Here is a 24,407-nt window from a genome sequence, read left to right as displayed (position 1 = left end):
CTGCATCCACATCCAAGACAGGCTTGGGTGTGGAGAAATTAAAAAACGAAAAACCATAATGCAGAACCACTATGAAGAGACTTATTAATTTAACGCCATCAAAACCGCTCAGATTATTGTTAGCGATTCTACCGTTTGCGTTATTGCTGGTTATTTATCTCGTCGCATCTGATGCACGCCTCGCCGAAAATGTTAATGACAAACTACTACCCAGTTTTGCGCAAATGGGTGATGCCATTGGCAACCTTGCATTTGAACCGAGCAAGCGCAGCGGTGAATATGTTTTTTGGCAAGACACACTCAGCAGTTTGTATCGCTTGGGCTTGGGCATTTTAATCGCAGCCACCTTAGGTTTTACGATTGGTTTATTGACCGGCGCAATTCCCACCATCCATTCACCCTTATCGCCGCTGCTAACTGTAATCTCCCTTGTACCGCCGATGGCATTACTGCCCGTGCTGTTTATTGTGTTTGGTTTGGGCGAAGTATCCAAAGTCGCTTTAATTGTAATTGGTGTAGCGCCGTTTATTGCGCGCGATATGCAGCGCTGCACGCAAGAAATCCCCCTTGAGCAACTCGTTAAAGCGCAAACACTTGGCGCATCCACCTGGCAAATTATTGTGCGGGTGTTAACGCCACAATTACTGCCGCGATTAATCAATGCAGTGCGTTTGTCACTTGGCGCGGGCTGGCTATTCTTGATCGCCGCTGAAGCCATCGCATCAACAGATGGATTGGGCTATCGCATCTTTTTAGTCCGTCGCTATATGTCGATGGATGTGATCTTGCCTTACGTTGCATGGATAACCTTACTGGCATTTTTGGTGGATTGGTTACTGGCAAAAATCAGCACCCTGTGTTTCCCCTGGCATCATCCTGCCACTGGAAAATAAGCAGACGTGTATGACCATACTTTCTTTTGACAAAACAATCCTTGACGAAAAAAGAGCTAAAAAAATGCCGATGATCCAGGCAAAAAATCTGTGGAAAACATACGGTGACAACATCGTACTGGAACGCATGAATGTCAGCGTCAACGCGGGCGAATTTATTACCATGGTTGGAACATCCGGCTGCGGCAAAAGTACTTTTTTAAAAATGCTATTGGGCATGGAATCCCCCAGCTCTGGCGAATTATTACTGGATGGAAAACCGATTCCCGATGAACCGGATCAGTCGCGTGGCATCGTGTTTCAACAATATTCTGTATTCCCGCATTTAACGGTATTGGAAAACGTCATCATCGCGCGCGAATTCGAATACTCACCGCTGCTGGGGAAATTATTTGGCAGCAAAAAGAAAGCGGTTGTTGAAGAGGCAAAAGCATTACTGGAATCAGTTGGGTTAACGCAGGCAACCCATCGCTACCCTCACGAATTATCCGGCGGAATGAAACAACGGTTGGCTATCGCACAGGCGCTTATCCGCCAACCACGAATTTTATTACTTGACGAACCGTTCGGCGCATTAGACCCCGGCATACGTGCGGACATGCACCAATTAATTTTGGAGCTGTGGCGCAAACATAATCTCACTATTTTTATGGTGACGCATGATTTAAGCGAAGGATTTTATTTGGGAACACGTTTGTGGGTGTTCGATAAATTACGCCGGGATAATCAAGCACCCACCGCATACGGTGCAAGTATTACTTATGATTTGCCGGTTACACGCAATAACACACAAGTTCCACCCGAATTAAAAACTGTTACACAAGAAATACAGGATTTTTAAACCATGAGCAAAATGCTGTACACCACAACCCTGCCCGGCAATGGCCATTGGTCATTGGAAATGCGCCGCGGAAGTTTGATGAAAATTACGGATCTGGAAGGCGGTGCCAATGTGGGAATGCTGTTTTACAACCCACGTAATTTATTGGAGCGCTATAACGCACCGGATACATTGAAATGCCAGCACACATTTAAATTGCAACGCGGCAATTGTTTGTACTCCGATATGGGGCGAATTTTTGCATCGATTGTGGAAGATCATTCTGCCAACGGCGAAGGTAACTGGCACGACACCATTTGCGGTAGCAGCACTGCAGAGCAGGTTGAAAAACAATGGAGCAAGCGCGACTACCAAAGCCATCGCAATCAATGGTTTCAAAATGGCTACGATGCATTTTTGGTAGAGCTGGCCAAATACGGTTTAGGCCGCGCGGATATGGCATCCAATATTAATTGGTTTAGCAAAGTGATTGCCGATGACCATGGCAATATCCAACTCGACACCAAAAACCAATGCGCTGGCAACAGCGTCACCTTGCGTTTTGAAATGGACACATTAGTAGTGATGCACGCATGCCCTCATCCCTTAAGTAAATCCAATCGCTATCCTTTTGCATCGGTAGCAATTGAATTGGGTGAAGCAGACCCTGTCACCGATGATGACTATTGCAAAAATTTCCGCGAAGAAAACCAACGCGGATTCCAAAATAACGCGCTGTATTATTTAGCTAACAAATGATTGCCAGAAGCAAGTCGCTAGCAGGGTTGGTTATTCAGAACACGCCGTGAATACATCCATGTAGGCTCGTCTTCGACATCCATGTCTCAGACGGTTCTGAATAACCAACCCTGCCATCGACTTGATAGCACCCTGTTGATAAAGAGGAAAAGTAATGTCTCATACTCCCAGCAATTTGCATCCTGAAACTGCCTTCACCAAACACTATGTTCCCGCTGGGGACTATTTTTTAGGTGAAATAAAACAAGGCCAAACATTTCGCATCGTGGATTTAAAAGGTAACCAAGCTGCCGATGTTTTATTTTACAACGCGAAAGACCCAAGCGAACGTTACAGCGCAATGGACACCATACGCGCTCAGGGTAATTTATACTTAACTACTGGCACAAAATTAATATCCAATGCCAATAACGAATTACTGGAAATTGTCGCAGACACTTGCGGCCGCCACGACACACTCGGGGGAGCCTGCGCAACGGAAAGCAACACAGTGCGCTACAGTTTGGAAAAGCGCTGCATGCACGCCTGCCGTGACAGCTGGATGCTCGCTATTGCTGAGCATCCCGAGTTCGGTATTAGCAAGCGCGACATTACCCACAACATCAATTTTTTTATGAACGTTCCTGTCACCAGTGACGGCGGGCTCACCTTTGAAGACGGCATTTCTGCACCGGGAAAATACGTAGAGCTAAAAGCGAAAATGGATATTGTGATGCTGATATCCAATTGCCCGCAATTAAACAATCCATGCAATGGTTACAACCCGACACCGATTGAAGTGATTGTGTGGAATTGAATTTAAAAATACCCGTAGGTTGGTGGTGAGGAACGAACCCCAACACTCATGTCGAGATTGTCATGTTGGGGTTCGTTCCTCACCACCAACCTACAAAATTATTTATTTTCATCTTCAATGGACGACCATTGTCGTATTAACCCCAGCAGGACGGCCTGCCGGAGCAACACATGTTTACCAAAGTTCTTATCGCCAACCGCGGTGCCATCGCCACACGCATTATTCGCACATTAAAAAAGCTCAATATCATTTCAGTCGCTGTGTATGCAGAATCGGATACTGACTCACTGCATGTCCGCCTTGCCGATGAATCCTATTGTTTAGGTGAAGGCGCGGCCGCACACACTTATCTGGATCGAAAAAAAATTATTGCCATTGCAAAACAAAGCGGTGCGCAAGCGATTCACCCTGGCTATGGTTTTTTAAGTGAAAATTCCACCTTTGTAGCCGAATGCGAAGCAGCAGGCTTGGTATTTATCGGACCCACTGCCGAACAGATGATTACATTCGGTTTAAAACATAAAGCACGCGAGCTGGCACAAGCCGCCAATGTACCGCTTTGCCCGGGTACTGATTTATTAAAAAGCCTTGACGAAGCAAAAATGGCGGCGATGAATATCGGCTATCCCGTAATGTTAAAAAGCACTGCTGGCGGCGGTGGTATTGGTATGCAGCTGTGCAATAGCGAGAGCGATTTGGTTGCCGCGTTTGACTCGGTAAAACGTTTGGGTAAAAACAACTTTGCCGATGACGGAGTATTTCTGGAAAAATTCATCGCCGCTGCGCGTCATATTGAGGTGCAAGTGTTTGGCGATGGCAAAGGCACAGCCGTGGCCATTGGCGAACGCGACTGCTCAAGCCAAAGACGCAATCAGAAAGTAGTAGAAGAATGCCCCGCTCCGAATTTATCGAGTACTCAACGCATCGCCATGCAACGCACCGCAGAGCAATTGTTGGCATCGGTTAACTATCGCAACGCTGGTACAGTAGAATTTATTTACGATTCTATTGATGAGAAATTTTATTTCCTTGAAGTTAACACGCGATTGCAAGTGGAGCACGGCGTTACCGAAGAAGTTTACGGTGTAGACCTGGTTGAATGGATGTTGCGCCAGGCAGCCGATGAGCTGGGCAACATCAAAAATCTGCGCGATCAATTAATACTAACCGGTCACGCTATTCAGGTGCGTGTATATGCAGAAGACCCTGCGCTCAATTTTCAACCCTGCGCGGGCTTATTGAGTAAAGTCGAATTTCCAGCAACCAATGAAAATGTACGCATCGATCACTGGATTGAAAGCGGCATTGAGGTACCTGCATATTTTGACCCCATGTTGGCAAAAATAATTGTGCACGGGAATAACCGCGAAGAGGCATTAACCAGATTATCCAATACATTAGATGAAACTTATCTCTACGGTATTGAAACCAACATCGGTTATTTGCGTGCATTGCTACAAGATCACACGCTCATTGCCGGCAAAATGACTACGCGTTATTTAAATAGTTTTGCCTATCAACCTGCGCGTATTGATGTCATTCAAGGCGGAACACAAACCACTATTCAGGATTTCCCCGGCCGTTCAGGTTATTGGCATGTGGGTGTGCCGACATCCGGCGCTTTTGATTCCTATTCATTTCGTTTGGGCAACCGTTTACTGGGCAATAGTGAATCGGCTGCGGGTTTGGAAATTACGTTACAAGGGCCAACACTCAAATTTGGTTGCGCCGTAAAAATACTATTAACCGGTGCCGCTATTGATGCAAAACTCGATGGAAAGCCTGTTTCAAACTACGAAGTCATTTCAATTGCCGCAGGACAGCAATTACAACTCGGACGGATTACCGATAAAGGCGCGCGCAGTTATTTGTGCGTAGCAGGCGGAATCCAATGCCCTGATTATTTGCAATCAAAATCCACCTTCACACTCGGGCAATTTGGCGGCCACAATGGTCGCGCATTACGCGCAGGCGATGTTCTCGCACTCGATGCACAACATTGTAATTCCGACATTAAACCCATCGTACTTGAAAGCAGTCTAAAACCGGACATCGACAACCAATGGCAATTGCGCGTCATTTACGGGCCGCACGGCGCACCGGATTTCTTTACCGATAACGACATCGCCACTTTTTTTAATACCGATTGGGAAGTGCATTACAACTCCAGCCGTACCGGTGTGCGTTTAATTGGACCAAAGCCTGAGTGGGCACGCACCTCAGGCGGTGAAGCGGGTATGCACCCATCCAACATCCACGACAATGCCTATGCATTTGGCACTGTGGATTTTACTGGCGACATGCCCGTCATACTCGGGCCGGATGGTCCATCACTCGGCGGATTTGTTTGCCCGGCAACTGTCATCAGCGCCGATTTATGGAAGCTTGGCCAGGTTCGCGCGGGGGATAAAATCCGTTTTATTGCGATCAGTATTGAAGATGCAGTCGCTATTGAAAAAGCGCAAAACGAATCGTTGAAACAGTTGGAAAACACCGCGAGCGAATGGAAAGCGATTGCGCCTGTATCCCCTATCGTTAAAACATTAGCGGCCAGCGATTTTGGCGAAGATATTGTTTACCGTGTCGCGGGCGATCATTTTCTTTTGGTCGAATACGGCGCGCTGGAGCTGGATATCCAATTGCGCTTCCGCGCCCATGCACTAATGCAATGGCTGGAAAAAAATTCGCTTCCCGGTTTGCGCGAATTAACACCGGGCATTCGCTCACTGCAAATCCATTACAACAGCCAAATACTATCCCTGAATGTATTGCTAGCTCATTTGGAAAAAGCGGAGCGGGAATTAGTCGCGCAATTGAGTGAATTAAGTGTGCCTTCGCGTATTGTTCACTTGCCGCTCAGTTGGGATGACAGCGCGTGCCAACTTGCCATCCAGAAATATATGCAATCGGTACGCGCCAATGCACCCTGGTGCCCAAGTAATCTGGAGTTTATCCGCCGTATTAATGGATTGGGTTCAATTGCGGATGTTAAAATAATTTTATTTAACGCCTCTTATTTGGTGATGGGATTAGGCGATGTGTATTTAGGAGCACCAGTTGCAACGCCTATTGATCCGCGCCATCGTTTGGTGACTACAAAATATAATCCCGCACGCACCTGGACTGCAGAAAATTCCGTGGGAATTGGTGGTTCCTATTTGTGTGTTTACGGAATGGAAGGCCCCGGCGGTTATCAATTTGTCGGGCGCACATTACAAATGTGGAACCGCTATCGCCAGACAAAAGAATTTAAACAACCTTGGCTGCTGAATTTTTTTGATCAAATCCGTTTTTATGAAGTCAGTGCAGAAGAATTACAGGATATTCGCAATAATTTTCCGCAAGGGCGCTACCCGATCAAGATCGAACAGAGCCAATTCAATTTGCGCGAATACCAGGCATTTATTGAAACGAATCAGGAATCAATTACTGCATTTACTCAGCAGCGCGAAAAAGCCTTTGATGAGGAACTGGCACGCTGGCATGCCAATGGCCAATTCAATTATGAGCAGCCTGAAACTATCGAAGAAAACGCTGACACTGAACTACCAGAGGATGCCATCCGCATTGATAGCTCGGTATCGGGCAGTGTTTGGCAGACTCAAGTAAAAGTCGGGCAGCGAGTGAGTGCAGGCGATGTGCTATTGATTTTGGAATCGATGAAAATGGAGATCAATATTACGGCAACTTGCGCAGGCACCGTAACACATCTCTTAAAAACCGATGGCGCTCGCGTGCAGGCAGGACAAACACTAGTAGTATTGGAAGCAAGCTAATTTTGCGCCCATCCTGCTTAAGCATTCCATTGTCTCTCCCGCACGAGGGAGTCCAGCTTTTGACATTAAACCCATGGATTCCCGCACGCGGGAATGACGAGAATTAAATTAATAAAAAACCCGGCACTTAGCCGGGTAATGTCCAGGAGAAGAGAAACAAGGAAGGAGAGAAAAGCAACTAACTCAAATTACGCTGATCGCGCAAAGTGCCAATAACAGCCTCCAGCGCACGATCAAACAGCATACCATCATCCAAAATAGTCAGGCGCTTGGTTTGCAGTGCAAGTGCCAGACTTTCACGACTTTCCTCTGCGACTTTCATACCCGAACGGTTAACAAAAATGTATTTTCCAACAGAGCGGATAATGGCAGCCAATCGACAGCGGTATTTTTCACCTGCATCGCCTTGCATTTCAAACCATGTACCTTGGGTAATATTGCTCACCAATGCAAGGTGCTGAGGATCCACTTGAATGCTTTCGCTGATGGCAGCGTCATGAGTATTAGCAGAAATATTTTCGTCCACTGTCGATTCTGAAACACCGATGGACTGAGTAGCAACACTTGTATCTTCACTTGCTGCAAATTCTTCATTTGCGACTGAAACTTCATTCGCTGCCGGCATTTCAACTACTGCTGCTTCTGTTTCATTCACTACAGCAGCAGACTCTGCAACAACGGTGAAAATCGGTTCTGATACTTCCGCAGCAGTATCACTTGTTACCGCCTGTGCGCGTTGTTCCGTTTGATTTTCGGGCTGTTGAGCGATTAATGGTTGAACGATGGATGACTGAGTAACTGATGATTGAATTGCTGCGCTCGCCGCCTGCTGCGCTTTGCGTTGCGCTTCCAGCATAGCTGCTTTCATATCTGCATTTTTGGTAGCCATTTCAGTGGCTTTTGCTTCCAATGCGGCAGCTGAAGATGTCGCTACTTCTGCTACAGGTTTCTGATCACCACGCAAACGCGCCAAATGCACAGTTTCCAATTGTTTAAACAGATTGGTAGTTTCAAATGGACTAAACGAAATACTTTCCAAACCTGTGCGTAATTTTTGTAGCAGTTCAGGCACAAGCTTTAATAAGCGCTGACGATTATCTTTATCCATAGGAGCAACGACACTCCAAACCAATTGCTGTGCCGTTGCGGAAGCATTACGCCACTCGTCACTATCCACCCCTTGCTTGAGCGAAGTGATAAACATCACGTTGGCCCATGCCTCACGCAATAATTTTGTTACTGCCAGAGGCAAGTCTTTACCCGCGCAAATACGATTTAATTCTGCATCGACCTGCGCACGCGCGCGTTCGGATTTTGCTTTGCCATCTTCAGCATCAATAGTGCGCTGTTCAAGAATTTGTGCACGGCGTTTTTCTTTATCAAGGAATGAGCGGAAATCCACCAACAACCGCTCGAAAATACTCATGTCCGTATCAAAATCAGTAAGCACCGTACGAACTGTTTCTTCCATTTTGTTGAAGAGGCTGTCTTTACGTTGATTTTCCTCGCTGGATTCTTGCCATCCCAAACAAGCCATCGCCATTTCGTTTAATAAACGGCGAGCAGGATGGCCGCCTTTACTGAAAAAAGTCTTATCGGCAATTGCCACTTTAACCATAGGAATTTGCAAGCGGCCAATCAACGCTTTCATCGGTGCCGCAAGGTTACGGTCATCCAGAATGAACTCAAACATCATGCTAACAAGATTGATGACATCATCATCGACCTGATTAATAGCTGCTGCCGTTTGGGTTTCACTGCGTAACAAATCGCCGAGCAAATTGCGTAAATTAACGGGCGCAGCAGGCGCACTGAGCGTATTTTGTTGTTGGGCAAGCGAAAGGATTTTAATTAAATCTTTTGTAGTAACTTCCTCACCGGGTAACTGCACGGGTGGACTACTACGATTGGAACCCAACAGATTGCGCAATTGATGCAAGACCTGGTTGGTTTGTTCATCATAACTTTGAACAAGCCCACCTGTTTCAGCACCAACTGATCCTCCCACATTAAAATTCGCACTGATACCTTGACCAAATTGGTCAACGCTTGTAGAGGCTGATGATGATTTTTTAGGGCGAACATCTTCTTTGAGCGATGGCAAAATATTCGCATCAACTAATGTTTGATTCAGCGCGGCAAACAACTTGCCAAGCTTGGTCATGACAATATTGTCGAACAACTTGAACAATACCAACTTGGCTTTTACATCAACATTCAGTGTTTTTGTCGAGTCAGTAAATGCATTACAAATAACATCAACGCCTAGCGGATTATTTTTTTGATAAACCTTGGTTGGCACCAAATGATCAATGCGCAACGTCAGATGCTGGATGGCTTCGGCAAATTGCTCGTTTGCTTTGTTGATCATGCCATCAACAGCAACCATTTCTTCCAATTCATCATTTTTTACCAGCGACAAATCATCCAGAGAGATGCTTTTTTCACCCGACGGGCTTTCATCGCGATATGCTGAAGGATCAAGCAACTGGGCGAAGCGAATATCAATACTGCGGAAAAATGCTGTTTCCATCGCACGGCGACGGATACGCACTTCGCGCATAGAATCAAAAAAGATGTTCTGATCGTGGTTATTGTTTGCTTTGTCTGCCAATTCAAACATGGCATCATCTACTTTATCGAACAACTCACGCAGGAAAAGCTGTAGCTGCTGCCGCGCTTTGTCGCGCAACGTGTGCATAGCAGCAGGTAAGCGTGCGAGCGCCACTTGGGAATTGGCGGTTGAATTCCGCTCGACGTTCAGTTGAACAACCTTTTTGGGGTCAGATTTCATATGCTCGGACATGGTTGATTACCATTGGGAAAAACGTGCTTGAATGAAGTATAACCAAGGCCAAGACACACCAGACAGGCAAATGATAAGATCGAGAGACATATCACAAATAGCTATAACTGCTCTGGCGTTTTAGCGTTTTTTAAGTAGATTTTGGAATTAGGGGAAAACTGGCGCGCCAAAATAGCCCGTTTTATCGCTTAAACTGTTTAATTATTCGACACATCTAATGAACTCTTTTTATAGCAAAAATCTGCCAACACTCGCCGCCGATATAACCAATAGCGTGAAAATTGCGCTGGCAGAAGACATTGGAAGCGGCGATATCACCGCCCAATTGATTCCGGCAAACCAAACCGCACAAGCGCACATCATCACACGTGAAGATTGCATTTTTTGTGGCAAAGCCTGGGTAGAAGAAGTGTTCCGCCAGTTAGATCCGCAAGTTGAGGTTATCTGGCACATAGAAGATGGGCAGGCAGCAAGCGCAAATAGTACGCTCTTCACGCTCAAGGGGAGCGCCCGCAGTCTGCTGACAGGTGAACGCGCGGCACTGAATTTTGTACAGACGCTCTCCGGCACCGCCACTATCAGCCATCACTATGCACAGAAAGTAGCCCATACCCACGTCAAACTACTGGACACCCGCAAAACCATCCCCGGCCTGCGCACCGCACAAAAATATGCCGTTGCTTGCGGTGGCTGCCATAACCACCGGATTGGTTTGTACGATGCCTTTTTGATAAAAGAAAACCACATTGCCGCCTGCGGAAGTATTGCAAACGCAGTTGCCGCTGCACATAAAATTGCCCCCGGCAAACCTGTCGAAGTGGAAGTAGAAACGTTTGAAGAGTTGGATCAAGCATTAACCGCAGGTGCAGATATCATCATGCTCGATAATTTTTCTATTGCCGACATGAAAAAAGCGGTTGCCATCAATGCAGGAAAGGCAAAGCTGGAAGCATCCGGTAATATCAACGAATCCACACTGGTCCCTACTGCAGAAACCGGTGTGGATTTTATTTCTATTGGTGGATTAACGAAGCATTGCAAGGCTGTGGATTTGTCGATGAGAGTGGGTAGTTAGTTACACCCTGCAGGACGATACTGCTCTTCTATTGTTGTAGAACAAGTCCACGAACCATTTGCGCTACGCTGCCAAGTTAATTTTTGTGATGCAAAAACCGGATGGGCCTGACCACTAAAAGTCGCTTCAACAGTAACAATACCACCTGCACCAAAGGTCACTTGTGGCACGCCCAAGCCAGGTGCGAGCACAACAGCGGTCTGGGAAGCGCCATCAATTAGTGATGAGCCTGATGCATTAGGATCACATTCATCCAATCCAGAGCCGACTGTTGTACGGCCGCCATTCACACAGTTTTCAATCAGCGCCCTCAAACCACCCGTTTCTGTCATGACTCTCGTTGCTTGCGATTTGGCAACATGATTTTGATACGCGGGTAGCGCTACAGCCGTTAGAATTCCGATGATTGCAACTACAATCATTAATTCAATTAATGTAAAACCCGCTGACGAAAATTTTTTCATTTGCTCATGCCCAGAGAAAAATTTCATTTATTTCTCACAATGAGCAATTATTACGCCAAACTAAAAAATCAAACATATTAGAACTAAATCAAGACAATACAGGCAGTATTTGTATAAAACGAACTTAAATCCATTTGCTTTTATTATGAATAAAACTAAATAACTTCACAGCAAGTGACAAAAATTGTCCAAATGTGAAATAGTTTGATAGCTGATGGAATTCATTTTCTCTGCTCGCAGTAAATGCCGCTGATTTACCATGGAGCGAGATCAACAATCGCAATAACTTCACCTGTTCTTTTATCAACAAATACAACCATGGGTTTTTGTTTGCCTATCATGGGGATATAACTATTTGCAGCTGGATACTTGCCAGCCTCTTGATCGACCTTATCAGCATTGTTAAAGCGCTTAAGCACTTCAATCGGCATAGCATTGGAGCCGTTTTTATTGGCGACCAACTCATATTTTTGCAAAAGTGCGGCTTGATAAAATGCGTCTCGTCTCGCGACAGCAGCAGGGACAGGCTCAATCACCGCACCCCATATAGGACCAGTTAAAGACAAAGGGAAATCACCCCATGAAGGTTGAGGGTTAGCTATTGCCTCATAGGCTTGCACAACTTCAAAACGATTATTGTTATACACCAACCAGACCGGCCTGCCTTGCGCAACAATATATAAACCATAACTCAGTGCAGCAATTTGCAAAACACCGATAATAGACAGATCCATTTTCAACGTCTTTTTGCCTTGCTTAGCAACGATTAATGTCAGTAACGGCCCAATAATCACATCGATACATAACAACAATAAAAAAATATCGGCCACTCCCAATGCTTTATCCAGTGGTGAGGGGTACCACACCAAAAAAACAACAAAAACTGTCAAAAGCGCAATCACAAATGAAATCAATAAGTGGGAAGCAAAACAAAAAAGACGAAATTTCATAAACATTAACTTCTTTGGTAATTAATGATGAGGGGCCATCACATTCAACACTGGCAACTTGCCTTGTAAGACGTAGTAAAGCGTTAATCGTTTGTAAATCCAACGAACCCACTCATTATCGGGGTTTTCTTGATGCCGATTAGCGCCACTTTTAAGCAAAACAGTTACACCACCGTAACTATCGACAACCGCGATAGAAGCAGAACCCGGCAAATAACCTTCATGATAATGAAGCATTATTCCTTCTTTTTCAGGCTGGTAATGGCGTACACCTAATACAAGGCATTCATCTACTTTTAGTAGGTTGCATTCTTCATTAGTGGCTTTTAATTCAAAGGGTGACGTTGATTGCCTATGCTGAATATCCCATAACAACCCAGCTAAAGCAGTAGCAGAACCTGAAAGGCCTGCTGCGGCAGATACTGCTTCAAAATCAAACAGCCCTAGATAGGAATCGTTATAGGTTTCCTCGTAACGGTAATCGTACCTGACCTCATCATCGTAGAAGTAGTTATTTATAAATTTGATATTTCGTTTATCTAATGAAAACACTTTCTCGATATAGCTACGATAACCCTCGCCTGTAACACGGTGAATAATTTCACCCAATAAGCAATATCCAAGATTGGAATAAATTTGCTGCTCACCCGGATTAAACGCCAGCCTTAATCTCTGTAACTCACTTACGTCATTCGGACACCAAGGTTTATTACGCAATAAAAACATAGGGTCGCCCGCCAATGTGAGGCGATCAAACCCCGCACGATGATTAAGTAAATGAGCAATCGTGATCTGTTCAATACGAACATCACTAAATTCTGTTAGCTCAGGAAAAAAGCTCACTACTTTTTCATCAAGATCTACTTTATGTTCGTTCGCCAATTTCAAAATAGCGGATGTCGTTATCAGCTTGCTGGTGCTTGCATAACGGTAACGATTATTAGATGTCACCGGTTCACTCATAAACGCTTTTTTATAACCAGATTCACAGGTATGCGCTTGCTTATCTGAATCTAAAAAGGTGACCTGTGCAGAATAAGCACCTTGGTTAGTAACGGCATGATCAATAAACAATCCCAACCAACCCGAATCACGAGAACATTGTGTAGAAAATGTTAAAACAAATTTGGCTTCAAGCGGCTGATACCAACGAGCCACTTTGTAAGGGTAAGTAGAGAGCTGAAAATAAAACCAGAAGGAAACTGCAATCAGAAATGCCGTAACAGGGTATTTAATCCACTTTGATTTCATAAGGTATTAACTTTGTACATAAAAAAGCCACCCGAAGGTGGCTTCTTTGGGCTAGCAACACATATTATGCACCGCCACCGCCAGCAGCAGCAACAGGACAGCCTGGTGGAGCGTATTTCTCGTCAACATCGGTTCCACATGTCCAACTACCGTTCGCATCGCGAGACCAAGTCAATTTTTTACCCGACAAAACAGCGGACGCACTGTTACCGAAAGTGCCTTCAACACTCGATGCGGCTGCAGCAATCGTTACCATCACTCCACCTAAGCCTGTGCCGGGAGTGGTTGGAACTTTTGTACCAGTCTGACCCAGCAAAGAACTGCCAGTGAAGCCAACTGAACAATTTGGAGCTACATCAGAACCACCAGGTTGGGTAACAGTCGTTTTACCGGCCATTAAGCAGTTTTCAACTATAGTTTTTACTGCAGCTAACTCTCCCATTACGCGGGTAACTTGAGATTTTGCAATGTAAGTTTGGTACTGCGGCAGCGCTACAGCAGCCAAAATACCGATAATCGCAACAACGATCATCAACTCAATAAGGGTAAAACCCTTTTGCATAGACTTTTTCATATTTAACTCCAAGGTTGATTGGCACAAGCCGTGTTAGAACAACACTTTGAGTGGAGCAAGCCCCGTACCAACTCCGTAAATTGAGAGTAGAAGTCCCGCAGCGACAAGGCTTTACCGATTTTGCAGCCTTGAATCGCCATGTTAGTACCCGGCAACTCACTTACCCATTCGGACATTAAGTGACATTTTTTGTCAGCCAGCTATTTCCTCGCACATCTTCCGCAGAACATAGGCTAATATTCATCACTTACAACGTTATAAATTGCTCTACCGGACTCCATATATGAATAATCCAGCAAGCACAGCTTCTTTGAATGGTTTGGCTCGCCGCTTGGTAGCTGACAATCTGCTCGATGCCGAAATAGCCGCTAAAACAGTGACGCAAGCGAAAAAAGAAGGTGTTCCTTTTGTTGATATGCTGGTCAGCAAAGAAATTCTGGATGCGAGAACAATTGCCAGGGTTGCATCAGAAGAATTTGGCTCACCGGTGTTTGATTTATCAGCCATCAACAAAGATTCTATTCCGCTAAAACTGGTTGATGAGAAGCTGATTCGGAAACATCACACACTCCCTATTGCCCGGCGTGGCAATCGCCTTTTTTTGGCGGTAACTGACCCTACAGATTTACATGCACTGGATGAAATTAAATTCAACACCGGCATCAATACCGAAGCGGTATTAGTAGAGGCTGATAAGTTACGCACTGCAATAGAGCATTATCTGAATGCTCAAGATGGAAACCTGAGTGATGCATTGGGGGGCCTTGATGAGAATTTGGATAACATTGATATCCAATCGGTAGATGACGGAAGCGGTAAGGATGAGACCTCAGAAGCAGATGAAGCCCCCATTGTTAAATACATCAATAAGGTGCTGTTGGATGCGATAAAAATAGGCGCCTCCGATATTCACTTTGAACCCTATGAAAAAAGTTATCGCATTCGTTTTCGTACAGATGGCGTACTCACTGAAATGTCTCGCCCGCCCGTGAATTTAGCAACGCGTATGGCAGCTCGCTTAAAAGTAATGTCGCAGATGGATATCTCCGAGCGCAGGCTGCCGCAAGACGGACGTATCAAATTAAAAGTATCCAAAACCCGCGCTATCGATTTCCGGGTCAACACATTGCCTACATTATTTGGCGAAAAAATCGTACTACGTATTCTTGACCCAAGCTCTGCAAAACTGGGGATTGATGCGCTGGGTTATGAAGATGACCAGAAAAAACTGTACATGGACGCGCTAGCCCAATCACAGGGAATGATTTTGGTAACAGGCCCAACAGGTAGCGGTAAAACCGTATCGCTTTATACCGGCTTGAATATTCTGAACACATCGGAAGTTAATATTTCCACTGCAGAAGATCCGGTGGAAATTAACCTGGAAGGTATTAATCAGGTTCAAATGAACACCAAAGTGGGGCTAACATTTGCAGAGGCTCTTCGCTCTTTCTTACGTCAAGACCCCGATATCATCATGGTGGGTGAGATTCGTGATTTGGAGACCGCAGAAATTGCAATTAAAGCATCGCAAACTGGTCACTTGGTATTATCAACACTCCACACAAACTCCGCTCCCGAAACACTGACACGTCTTTTAAATATGGGCGTTCCCGCATTTAACGTTGCAACGAGTGTAAGCTTGATTATTGCCCAGCGCTTGGCTCGCCGGCTTTGTACCGTCTGCAAAAAGCCCGCAACTGATATCCCATCAGACATCTTGACCCAAGAGGGGTTTGACGAAATAGGCATCCCGCGCGCAGAATTCCAGTTATTCCACCCAGTTGGCTGCGATAAATGCAACGGTGGTTATAAGGGGCGCGTGGGGGTATATGAAGTGGTTCGCATCACCCCGTTGATTGCGAACCTTATAATGGAAGGCGGTAATTCACTCCAAATTGCTCGCGCAGCCAAAGAAGCAGGCTTTAATAATTTACGGGTATCCGCATTGCGTAAAGTTGCAATGGGATTAACCAGCCTCGAAGAGGCCAACCGAGTCACCAAGGATTAATCCATGGCACTAGCATCGACCACAAAATCCGCCAGCTCATCAGCAGCAAAATCAAAGACTGCGGCGAGCAAAACAAAACAAATCTCTACCAGCAACACCTATGTATATAAAGGTGTTGATAAAAAAGGCAATAAAATCCAGGGAGAAATGAATGGCGGCAGTCCAACTATTGTTAAAACACTGTTAGCCAAACAAGGCATTACTGTACGGACCATATCCAAAAAACCCAAACCGTTATTTGGTGCGGGCGGCAAAGCAATTAAGCCCGCAGATATAGCCGTGTTTTCTCGTCAAATGGCAACAATGATGAAAGCAGGCGTCCCGTTAGTACAAGCGTTTGATATTGTTGCGGATGGTTTGGAAAACCCTAACCTGCGCAAATTGGTTTTACAAATTCGCGATAGCGTCGCAGCAGGTGGAGGGTTTGCCAACTCACTCAAAGAACACCCTAAGTACTTCGATGAACTATTTTGCAATCTTGTTGATGCAGGAGAGCAAGCTGGTGCGCTGGAAACCATGCTTGACAGAATCGCAACATACAAAGAAAAAACCGAAGCATTAAAAGCAAAAATCAAAAAAGCTCTCACCTATCCTATCGCGGTTATTATTGTTGCGATCGTGGTGACCGGGATATTACTTGTCAAAGTAGTACCACAATTTGCAGAAACCTTTAGTGGATTTGGAGCAGACCTGCCCGCATTTACATTATTTGTATTGCATCTATCTGAATTAGCACAAAACTACTGGTTTATTATTCTTATCGGAATGGCTGCAGCCGTATTTGCATTTAAAGAAGCCGTTAGGCGGTCCAGTGCATTTGCCTACCTAGTCGATAAATACGTATTGCGAATTCCAATCGTTGGAAAAATTATTTATCTATCTATTATGGCCCGATTCGCACGAACATTAGGAACCACATTTGCTGCGGGGGTACCTCTAATTGATGCTCTTACATCTGTTGCAGGTGCAGCGGGAAATAGAATTTACGCAAATGCGATCATTAAAGTTCGCGAGGATGTTTCTACAGGTATTCAGCTGAATACCGCATTGAAAGCCAGCGGGATATTCCCAACGCTATTAATTCAAATGTCAGCGATTGGTGAAGAATCGGGTGCGTTGGATGCAATGCTTGATAAAGTCGCTGTTTATTATGAAGAAGCCGTCGACAACATGGTGGATACACTCACATCCTTACTTGAACCAATGATCATGTCAGTATTAGGTATATTGGTTGGCGGCCTGATGATCGCAATGTACCTCCCCATTTTCCAACTCGGGGCGGTTGTATAAACGTGACTTTTTTTTCTGCTCTGCAAGTCTATCCAATTCTAGGAATAGCCTGCGCACTCATATTAGGTTTATTGGTTGGGAGTTTTCTGAATGTTGTTATTTATCGTCTCCCGAAAATGATGGAGCGAGAGTGGCAAAATCAATGCCAGGATTTTTTAGCTGCTGATAGCAACATCACTACACAATTGCATCAACCAAGTGAAAAGCAGGAGTCATTTAATTTAATGACTCCTGCATCTACTTGCCCTAAGTGCAGACATAAGATTCGCGCATGGGAAAATATTCCTGTTATTAGCTACCTATTCTTACGCGGCAAATGCTCAAACTGCCATGCAGGTATTTCTGTTCGTTACCCGATTATTGAAATAGTGACGGGATTACTGTCCGTTGCAGTAATCTATTATTTCGGTATTAACTGGAGTGGACTGGCAGCACTATTTTTGACATGGTCACTTATCGCACTAACCATGATCGATATTGATACCTATTTATTACCCGATGACATCACACTTCCACTTTTGTGGCTTGGCCTGATTGCGAATAGTTTTAACACCTTTACTGATTTACCTAGTGCATTATGGGGAGCTATTGCAGGTTATTTATCCCTCTGGTCTGTTTACAAGCTCTTTAAAATGCTTACGGGAAAAGAAGGGATGGGTTATGGCGATTTTAAATTGCTGGCCGCTCTAGGGGCTTGGATGGGCTGGCAAATGTTGCCGCAGATTATTTTACTGTCTTCACTTGTAGGCGCTGTAATTGGTCTATCGATGATACTGATCCGCGGACGCGATAAAAGTATTCCTATCCCGTTTGGCCCATATTTAGCAATCGCAGGCTGGATCGCATTTATATGGGGCGATACCATCAACCAAACCTATCTGAAACTCTTTGTGTCTTATTAAATCAGTGAAAAATACCAAATTAATTGTGGGACTTACAGGTGGTATTGGCAGCGGAAAGTCAGAGGCTTGCCGACTCTTTGCCGCGAGAGGAATAGTCATTGTTGATGCGGACAATATTGCTCGTGATGTTGTTTTGCCCGGTAGCACAGCACTACATGACATCAGCCTTCATTTTGGCGAGGAGATACTGACAACGAGCGGGGAGCTCGACCGACGCAAACTCCGCGACATTATTTTTTCCAATCCACACGAGAAAAAATGGCTTGAAAATCTGCTGCACCCTATCATCAATTTGGAAATACGCAATCAACTGGCAAATGCAGAAAGCCCTTATGTGATTCTGGCATCGCCTCTGTTATTGGAAACACGTCAATTTGAATTAACTAATCGCATTTTGGTGATTGATGCCAGCGAACAGCTACAAATAGAGAGGGCAAGTACACGTGACCGTAATGATACAGCCCAAATTAAAGCAATCATGAATACACAATTATCAAGACAAGAGCGTTGTGCAAAAGCAGATGATATCATCCAAAACCACGGCAACCTTGATGAGCTTGACGAGCAAATAGAAAAACTACACCAACGCTATCTTGAAATGTCCCCCCGATAAACGACAACATCAATATTCCATATGCAAGAATCCCTGAATAACACCGACTTAAATACATTAAAAATCAGCTGCCCAACCTGTAAGAAGATGATTTTATGGAACGAAAGCTTCCCTCATCGACCATTTTGCAGCGACCGATGCCGGCTAATTGACTTGGGAGAATGGGCAAGTGAAAACCATCGTATTGCAGGAGATAATTTGGACATTAATTCAGAAGACAAGCATGAGTTCTAAATAGTCGAGACTGCAACAAAAACATGGGAGATATTATCTAGTTGAAGATATTTCCCGCACCACACTCACCACCACGCGCTGATCCCCGCAACACCCTGCCCTCCATTCGATTGAGCAATCGTTATATGCTCATCGTTGACGCCGCCCAAAGCATAAACAGGAATATTGGCAAGCTCTGCAAGTGAAGCGAACTGTTGCCACCCCATAGGCTGTACATCTACATGAGATAATGTGGGCAACACAGGAGAGAGCAAAAGGTAATCAGAACCTATTTTTTGTGCATGCAAAATTTCATCTGCATCATGACAAGAAACTCCAAACAAAATTTGCTTATCAACAGGTCGATTACTTAAGAGCTTGGCTTGATGCCGATTTAAATGCAACCCTATATTTTTACCTGGATACATTTCTTTTACATGATGAAACTCATCAACCGAACAGTTAAGAACTAACTGCGCATTTTCACGAGCAATTAGATTTATAGCAGATTCGATATATTCGCCATGCAATAGCATCGAAAAATTTTCAATACGTAGCTGAACCAAACGTATGTGATGTGATAACGCAAGCGTCAAGCGTGAAACAAAATCGGCGTGATTGCTGTAGCTGCCCGTGATTAGATATTTTTGTGGGAGATTAATTGCTGAGATAATTGGTTGGTTAGCAGCAGGAAATTCGAAGTTCTTTAAATTATCAGCATCAACCCACTGAACGGACTGCCCTTCATTACCTACGGGCTCACCAGAAAATTGTGTAATTTTATAAACATCCAGTAAAACTGATTTATCAGGGTAATGATGACGAATCTGGATGAGGGGGCTGCTCGACTCTACACGAATTGCCAACTCCTCGTAGAGCTCACGGATCAATGCCATTTCAACGGTCTCCCCGGCATCAACCTTGCCGCCGGGGAATTCCCACAAACCGCCCTGATGTGCAGAAAGCGGCCGTTTAGCAATCAGTATTTTTCCGTCTGTGTTTACAATAACACCAACGGCAACATGTATTAATTTCACAATAAAAACACGTTATTAGGAACGATAATCCGCATTAATACGAACATATTCATAGGATAGGTCTGTAGTCCACACTGTCTCAGCAAAATCACCGCGTCCCAAATGAATGTTGATAGCAATTTCCGCCTGATTCATTACTGCTTGACCTTGTTCTTCTGTGTAACTTTTGGCTCGCCCTCCATTCTCAACAATCAAGGTATCATTCAGATGAACCCTAACCTTAGTTGCATCAAGATTGGAAATACCCGCATAACCAATAGCAGCAACAATTCTCCCCCAGTTAGGGTCTGATGCAAAAAGCGCGGTCTTGATTAAAGGAGAATGTGCAACAGCATAAGCTACATCCAAACACTCATCGCGATTCGCACCACCACTAACAGCAACAGTGACGAATTTAGTAGCGCCTTCTCCGTCACTCACAATTGCTTTTGCCAGATGCACATGCGCAGCAAGAATAACGTCACGCAACTTCTGGTACAGCTCGCCACTGGCTTCAGAAATTTCAGGAAGATCCACCTGCCCTGAGGCCATTAAAATACATGAATCATTCGTAGAGGTATCACCATCAATAGTAATGCGATTGAACGACTTATCTGCGGCCTCCCGTGCAAGACTCTGCAAAACATTTTGCGATACTTTTGCATCTGTCGCGATATAACCAAGCATAGTTGCCATGTTTGGCTTAATCATTCCGGCACCTTTGGAGATACCGTTTACGGTAATTGTTTTACCTTGATGTTCAAACTGCTGACTAAATCCTTTAGGACGAGTATCGGTTGTCATAATGCCAGCACCTGCATCATCCCAACCATTTTCATTGGCCTTTTCCAATGCCTCTGGCACCACTGCAATAATCTTTTGCACTGGCAGAGGCTCGCCGATAACACCTGTAGAAAAAGGTAAAACCTGCTCTGGCTTAACACCTGCCAGATGGGCAATTGCAGCACAAGTTGCCTTAGCATCTTGTAGACCTTGTTCACCGGTGCAAGCATTTGCATTACCGGAGTTAATCACCAAAAAACGAATAGGCGCAGCAGCCAGATGCTCACGACACACGGTAACCGGTGCCGCGCAAAATGCATTTTTCGTAAAAACTCCAGCAACAGAACTACCTTCTGCCAGCTCAAATAAAACCACATCACGTCGGCCAACTTTCTTAATTCCAGCACTAACTGCAGTTAATTTAACACCCTTCACTGGATGCATATGCGGAAATGGATATTCACCAACTGCCATAGTTTTACTCTCACATTTTCAATGACTTCATCAGCAATTAATTTTTTAAAAGCCGATATAAACTTATTTCAAACTAACAACCCGCCCTCAATTTGCACCAATTACTCCAGTGCACCATGACAGCTTTTATATTTTTTACCTGATCCACAAGGACATGGATCATTACGGCCAACTTTGCGCCCCTCACGGACAACAGGTGCTTGTGCACGCTGAGCAGCAGATTGAGGTTCTTCTGGTTGGCCAAGCGCAGAAAGCTCATCGTGACGCAGCTGCATTTTTTGACGCGCAAGCTCCTCGCGGCGTTGATTTTCCATCTCTTCCATTTGCGCACGCGTTATTGGCTCAACACGGGCCATTAAATGGACGGTTTCCCGCTTGACGGTAAACAACAAATTTTGAAATAACTCAAATGCTTCACGTTTGTATTCTTGCTTTGGATTTTTTTGCGCATATGAACGCAAATTAATTCCCTGACGCAGATGATCCATGGTCGCAAGATGATCCTTCCAAGCATTATCCAGCACCTGCAACATCACCTGTTTTTCAATTTCCAACATTATCTCGCCTACACGCTCACACTTCGCATCATAAGCTCCCTGAACATCATCAAGAATTTTCTTGCGCAATGTCTCTTCATGCAAACGGTTATCCTCTTCCAACCATTTTCCAATTGGCAAACGCAATCCGAAATCCATTTCAAGTTGCTTTTCAAGCCCAGGAATATCCCATTGATCCTCAATAGATTGTGGTGGAATGAAGCCATTTATAAGATCGTCAACTACCTCGGCACGGATTGCAGTAATGGTGTCGCGAATAGAATCCGCATCTAACAATTCATTACGCTGATGGTAAATAATCTGACGCTGATCGTTGGCAACATCATCAAACTCCAACAATTGTTTACGTATATCGAAATTGCGGCCTTCCACTTTGCGCTGGGCTTTTTCAATTGCGTTGTTCACCATGCGATGCTCAATCGCTTCGCCTTTTTCCATCCCCAAGGCCTGCATAAAATTGCGTACACGCTCGGAGGCAAATATTCGCATCAGGTTGTCTTCCAATGACAAATAAAAGCGAGTCAAGCCAGGATCACCCTGACGGCCTGCGCGTCCACGTAACTGGTTATCAATGCGTCGAGATTCGTGACGCTCGGTAGCGATAATATGCAAACCGCCCGCTTCCATTACTTGATCATGACGGATTTTCCACTCGGCCTTGATAGCATCAATTTGTTCTTGCGTGGGATTTTCGAGCTTGGCAACATCTGACTCCCAACGTCCACCGAGTACAATATCAGTACCACGACCAGCCATGTTTGTTGCGATGGTCACCGTACCGGGGCGACCTGCTTGCGCAATAATTTCTGCTTCCTGGGCATGAAATTTGGCATTCAGTACTTGGTGGGTAATTCCCGCTTTGGTCAATCGGCGAGACATCTCCTCAGATGTTTCAATTGACGCTGTGCCCACAAGAATTGGCACATTTTTAGCTTGGAACGTTTTGATGTCAGCAACAATCGCTTCATATTTTTCTTCCAGCGATAAATACACTTTATCGTTAAGATCGAGACGCTGGACAGGTTTGTTGGTCGGAATTACAACAACATCCAAACCATAGATTTCACGGAATTCGTAAGCTTCAGTATCAGCAGTACCGGTCATTCCGGAAAGCGTCGGATAAAGACGGAAATAATTCTGGAATGTAGTCGATGCCAACGTTTGGCTTTCACTTTGAATGGATACGCCTTCCTTAGCTTCAATAGCCTGATGCAAGCCCTCTGAAAGGCGGCGTCCAGGCATAGTACGGCCGGTGTGTTCATCGATGAGAACAACCTGCCCTTCTTGAACAATATATTCAACATTAAGATGAAACAATGCATGTGCGCGCAACGCAGAGTTCACATGATGCAGCAAGGCAAGATTATTTGGCGCGTAAAGATTTTGATCCGACTGTAAAAGCCCAGCTTGCACCAGTAAATCTTCTACTTTTTGATGACCATCTTCCGTTAGTTCAACCTGACGCGATTTTTCATCAACAGTGAAATCTCCAGCTTGGGATATAACACGACGCTCACCGTCTTCACCATTATCAATCTGGCGTTTTAACTTGCGCACTAACTGATCCATGCGCTTATACAGCTCGGAGCTATTTTCTGCAGCTCCGGAAATAATTAACGGCGTACGTGCTTCATCAATAAGAATAGAGTCCACCTCATCGACTACGGCAAAATTAAGCGCACGCTGAACTTTATCGCGCTTGCTCAAAGCCATATTGTCGCGCAGGTAATCAAAACCATACTCGTTATTGGTTCCGTAAGTAACATCAGCAGCATAGGCTGCACGCTTCACTGCTTGCGGTTGCATCGATTGGATTACACCAACCGTCATACCGAGGAATTCATAGAGTGGCATCATCCAATTAGCATCACGACTTGCCAAATAATCGTTTACAGTTACGACATGTACTCCTTTACCTGTCAACGCATGCAAATAGCTCGGTAGCGTCGATACTAGTGTTTTACCTTCCCCTGTACGCATTTCAGCAATACGACCTTCGTGGAGCGTCATACCACCAATCATTTGCACATCAAAATGACGCATTCCCAAAACACGACGCCCGGCTTCACGTACCGTTGCAAATGCTTCAGGTAACAACTGATCAAGCGTTTCGCCTTTTTGATAACGCTCACGAAATTCAATTGTTTTTGCTTTAAGTTGCTCGTCACTGAGCGCTTGCATATTCGGTTCAAGTGAGTTGATGCGCACAACCACTTTATTCATGCGTTTTAATTCGCGCTCATTTTTGGAACCAAATACTGCCTTGATTAACTTACCGATCATTTTCTTAACACCATGAAAAATCTAATAAACTGAATATATTTTGCGCAGCGAATATCCACGAAATAGCAGTGAATTGCCGAGAATAAAGGCTGGCAAGTAAA

Annotated in this window: 19 protein-coding genes; 11 read left to right on the top strand and 8 right to left on the bottom strand. The window is 44.8% G+C overall.

The window, feature by feature from the left end; translation table 11 throughout:
- Positions 1-71: 71 nt before the first annotated feature.
- The 5 genes from B2739_RS08725 to uca all read left to right on the top strand — a co-directional run bounded on the left by B2739_RS08725 (position 72) and on the right by uca (position 7,044).
- Entirely contained in the window at positions 72-893 is an 822-nt protein-coding gene (locus B2739_RS08725) for an ABC transporter permease (protein ID WP_331345475.1), read from the top strand.
- Positions 894-957: 64 nt separating this feature from the next.
- Positions 958-1,734 (top strand): ABC transporter ATP-binding protein, encoded by a 777-nt coding sequence (locus B2739_RS08720; RefSeq protein WP_331345492.1) that lies wholly within the window; start codon positions 958-960, stop codon positions 1,732-1,734.
- 3 nt (positions 1,735-1,737) lie between these two features.
- Entirely contained in the window at positions 1,738-2,472 is a 735-nt protein-coding gene (locus tag B2739_RS08715; RefSeq protein WP_331345474.1) for an urea amidolyase associated protein UAAP1, read from the top strand.
- 154 nt (positions 2,473-2,626) lie between these two features.
- Positions 2,627-3,268, top strand: coding sequence for an urea amidolyase associated protein UAAP2 (locus B2739_RS08710; RefSeq protein WP_331345473.1), 642 nt, complete (start codon positions 2,627-2,629; stop codon positions 3,266-3,268).
- Between the two features lie 170 nt (positions 3,269-3,438).
- On the top strand, positions 3,439-7,044 hold the full coding sequence (gene uca / locus B2739_RS08705) for an urea carboxylase (protein WP_331345472.1): 3,606 nt from the start codon (positions 3,439-3,441) through the stop codon (positions 7,042-7,044).
- 178 nt (positions 7,045-7,222) lie between these two features.
- Here uca and B2739_RS08700 read toward each other — a convergent pair whose 3' ends face one another.
- Positions 7,223-9,850 (bottom strand): DUF1631 domain-containing protein, encoded by a 2,628-nt coding sequence (locus tag B2739_RS08700; RefSeq protein WP_331345471.1) that lies wholly within the window; start codon positions 9,848-9,850, stop codon positions 7,223-7,225.
- A 217-nt stretch (positions 9,851-10,067) separates the two neighbouring features.
- Between B2739_RS08700 and nadC the strand changes: the two genes are divergently transcribed.
- Positions 10,068-10,925, top strand: coding sequence for a carboxylating nicotinate-nucleotide diphosphorylase (nadC, locus tag B2739_RS08695; RefSeq protein ID WP_331345470.1), 858 nt, complete (start codon positions 10,068-10,070; stop codon positions 10,923-10,925).
- On the opposite strand, the gene B2739_RS08690 is transcribed toward nadC, so the two are convergent.
- From B2739_RS08690 to B2739_RS08675, 4 genes are all read right to left on the bottom strand, one after another.
- Complete coding sequence (locus B2739_RS08690; protein ID WP_331345469.1) at positions 10,922-11,416, bottom strand: pilin; 495 nt, start codon at positions 11,414-11,416, stop codon at positions 10,922-10,924. The two genes, nadC and B2739_RS08690, sit on opposite strands and share 4 nt — an antisense overlap.
- A gap of 227 nt (positions 11,417-11,643) precedes the next feature.
- The gene (gene tfpZ / locus B2739_RS08685; protein ID WP_331345468.1) at positions 11,644-12,339 is read right to left on the bottom strand and encodes a TfpX/TfpZ family type IV pilin accessory protein; all 696 of its coding nucleotides are present in this window, start codon (positions 12,337-12,339) and stop codon (positions 11,644-11,646) included.
- Between the two features lie 21 nt (positions 12,340-12,360).
- Positions 12,361-13,590: a serine hydrolase domain-containing protein gene (locus B2739_RS08680; protein WP_331345467.1), complete on the bottom strand. Its 1,230-nt coding sequence runs from the start codon at positions 13,588-13,590 to the stop codon at positions 12,361-12,363.
- Positions 13,591-13,654: 64 nt separating this feature from the next.
- Complete coding sequence (locus B2739_RS08675) at positions 13,655-14,164, bottom strand: pilin (RefSeq protein WP_331345466.1); 510 nt, start codon at positions 14,162-14,164, stop codon at positions 13,655-13,657.
- A gap of 283 nt (positions 14,165-14,447) precedes the next feature.
- On the opposite strand from B2739_RS08675, the gene pilB reads away from it, so the two are divergent.
- Genes pilB through yacG form a run of 5 tightly spaced genes read left to right on the top strand, consistent with a single transcriptional unit; the run spans position 14,448 to position 19,214 of the window.
- Positions 14,448-16,175 (top strand): type IV-A pilus assembly ATPase PilB, encoded by a 1,728-nt coding sequence (pilB, locus tag B2739_RS08670; protein WP_331345465.1) that lies wholly within the window; start codon positions 14,448-14,450, stop codon positions 16,173-16,175.
- 3 nt (positions 16,176-16,178) lie between these two features.
- Entirely contained in the window at positions 16,179-17,465 is a 1,287-nt protein-coding gene (locus B2739_RS08665; RefSeq protein ID WP_331345464.1) for a type II secretion system F family protein, read from the top strand.
- A gap of 2 nt (positions 17,466-17,467) precedes the next feature.
- Positions 17,468-18,367, top strand: a complete 900-nt coding sequence (locus B2739_RS08660) for an A24 family peptidase (RefSeq protein ID WP_331345463.1) — start codon at positions 17,468-17,470, stop codon at positions 18,365-18,367.
- A gap of 4 nt (positions 18,368-18,371) precedes the next feature.
- Positions 18,372-18,980: a dephospho-CoA kinase gene (gene coaE, locus B2739_RS08655; protein WP_331345462.1), complete on the top strand. Its 609-nt coding sequence runs from the start codon at positions 18,372-18,374 to the stop codon at positions 18,978-18,980.
- Between the two features lie 21 nt (positions 18,981-19,001).
- The gene (yacG, locus tag B2739_RS08650; RefSeq protein ID WP_082191340.1) at positions 19,002-19,214 is read left to right on the top strand and encodes a DNA gyrase inhibitor YacG; all 213 of its coding nucleotides are present in this window, start codon (positions 19,002-19,004) and stop codon (positions 19,212-19,214) included.
- A 65-nt stretch (positions 19,215-19,279) separates the two neighbouring features.
- Here the strand turns inward: yacG and B2739_RS08645 are convergent, their stop codons facing one another.
- From B2739_RS08645 to secA, 3 genes are all read right to left on the bottom strand, one after another.
- Entirely contained in the window at positions 19,280-20,230 is a 951-nt protein-coding gene (locus B2739_RS08645; protein ID WP_331345461.1) for a Nudix family hydrolase, read from the bottom strand.
- A 15-nt stretch (positions 20,231-20,245) separates the two neighbouring features.
- The gene (argJ, locus tag B2739_RS08640; RefSeq protein ID WP_331345460.1) at positions 20,246-21,466 is read right to left on the bottom strand and encodes a bifunctional glutamate N-acetyltransferase/amino-acid acetyltransferase ArgJ; all 1,221 of its coding nucleotides are present in this window, start codon (positions 21,464-21,466) and stop codon (positions 20,246-20,248) included.
- A gap of 101 nt (positions 21,467-21,567) precedes the next feature.
- A complete protein-coding gene (secA, locus tag B2739_RS08635; RefSeq protein ID WP_331345459.1) occupies positions 21,568-24,306 on the bottom strand; it encodes a preprotein translocase subunit SecA in 2,739 nt (912 codons plus the stop codon).
- Positions 24,307-24,407 lie beyond the last annotated feature (101 nt).

It is taken from the genome of Cellvibrio sp. UBA7661, from assembly GCA_002483365.1.
GTDB lineage: Bacteria > Pseudomonadota > Gammaproteobacteria > Pseudomonadales > Cellvibrionaceae > Cellvibrio.
The sequence above is the reverse complement of the archived record's forward strand: the minus strand, read 5'-3'. Positions and strand labels throughout refer to the sequence as shown.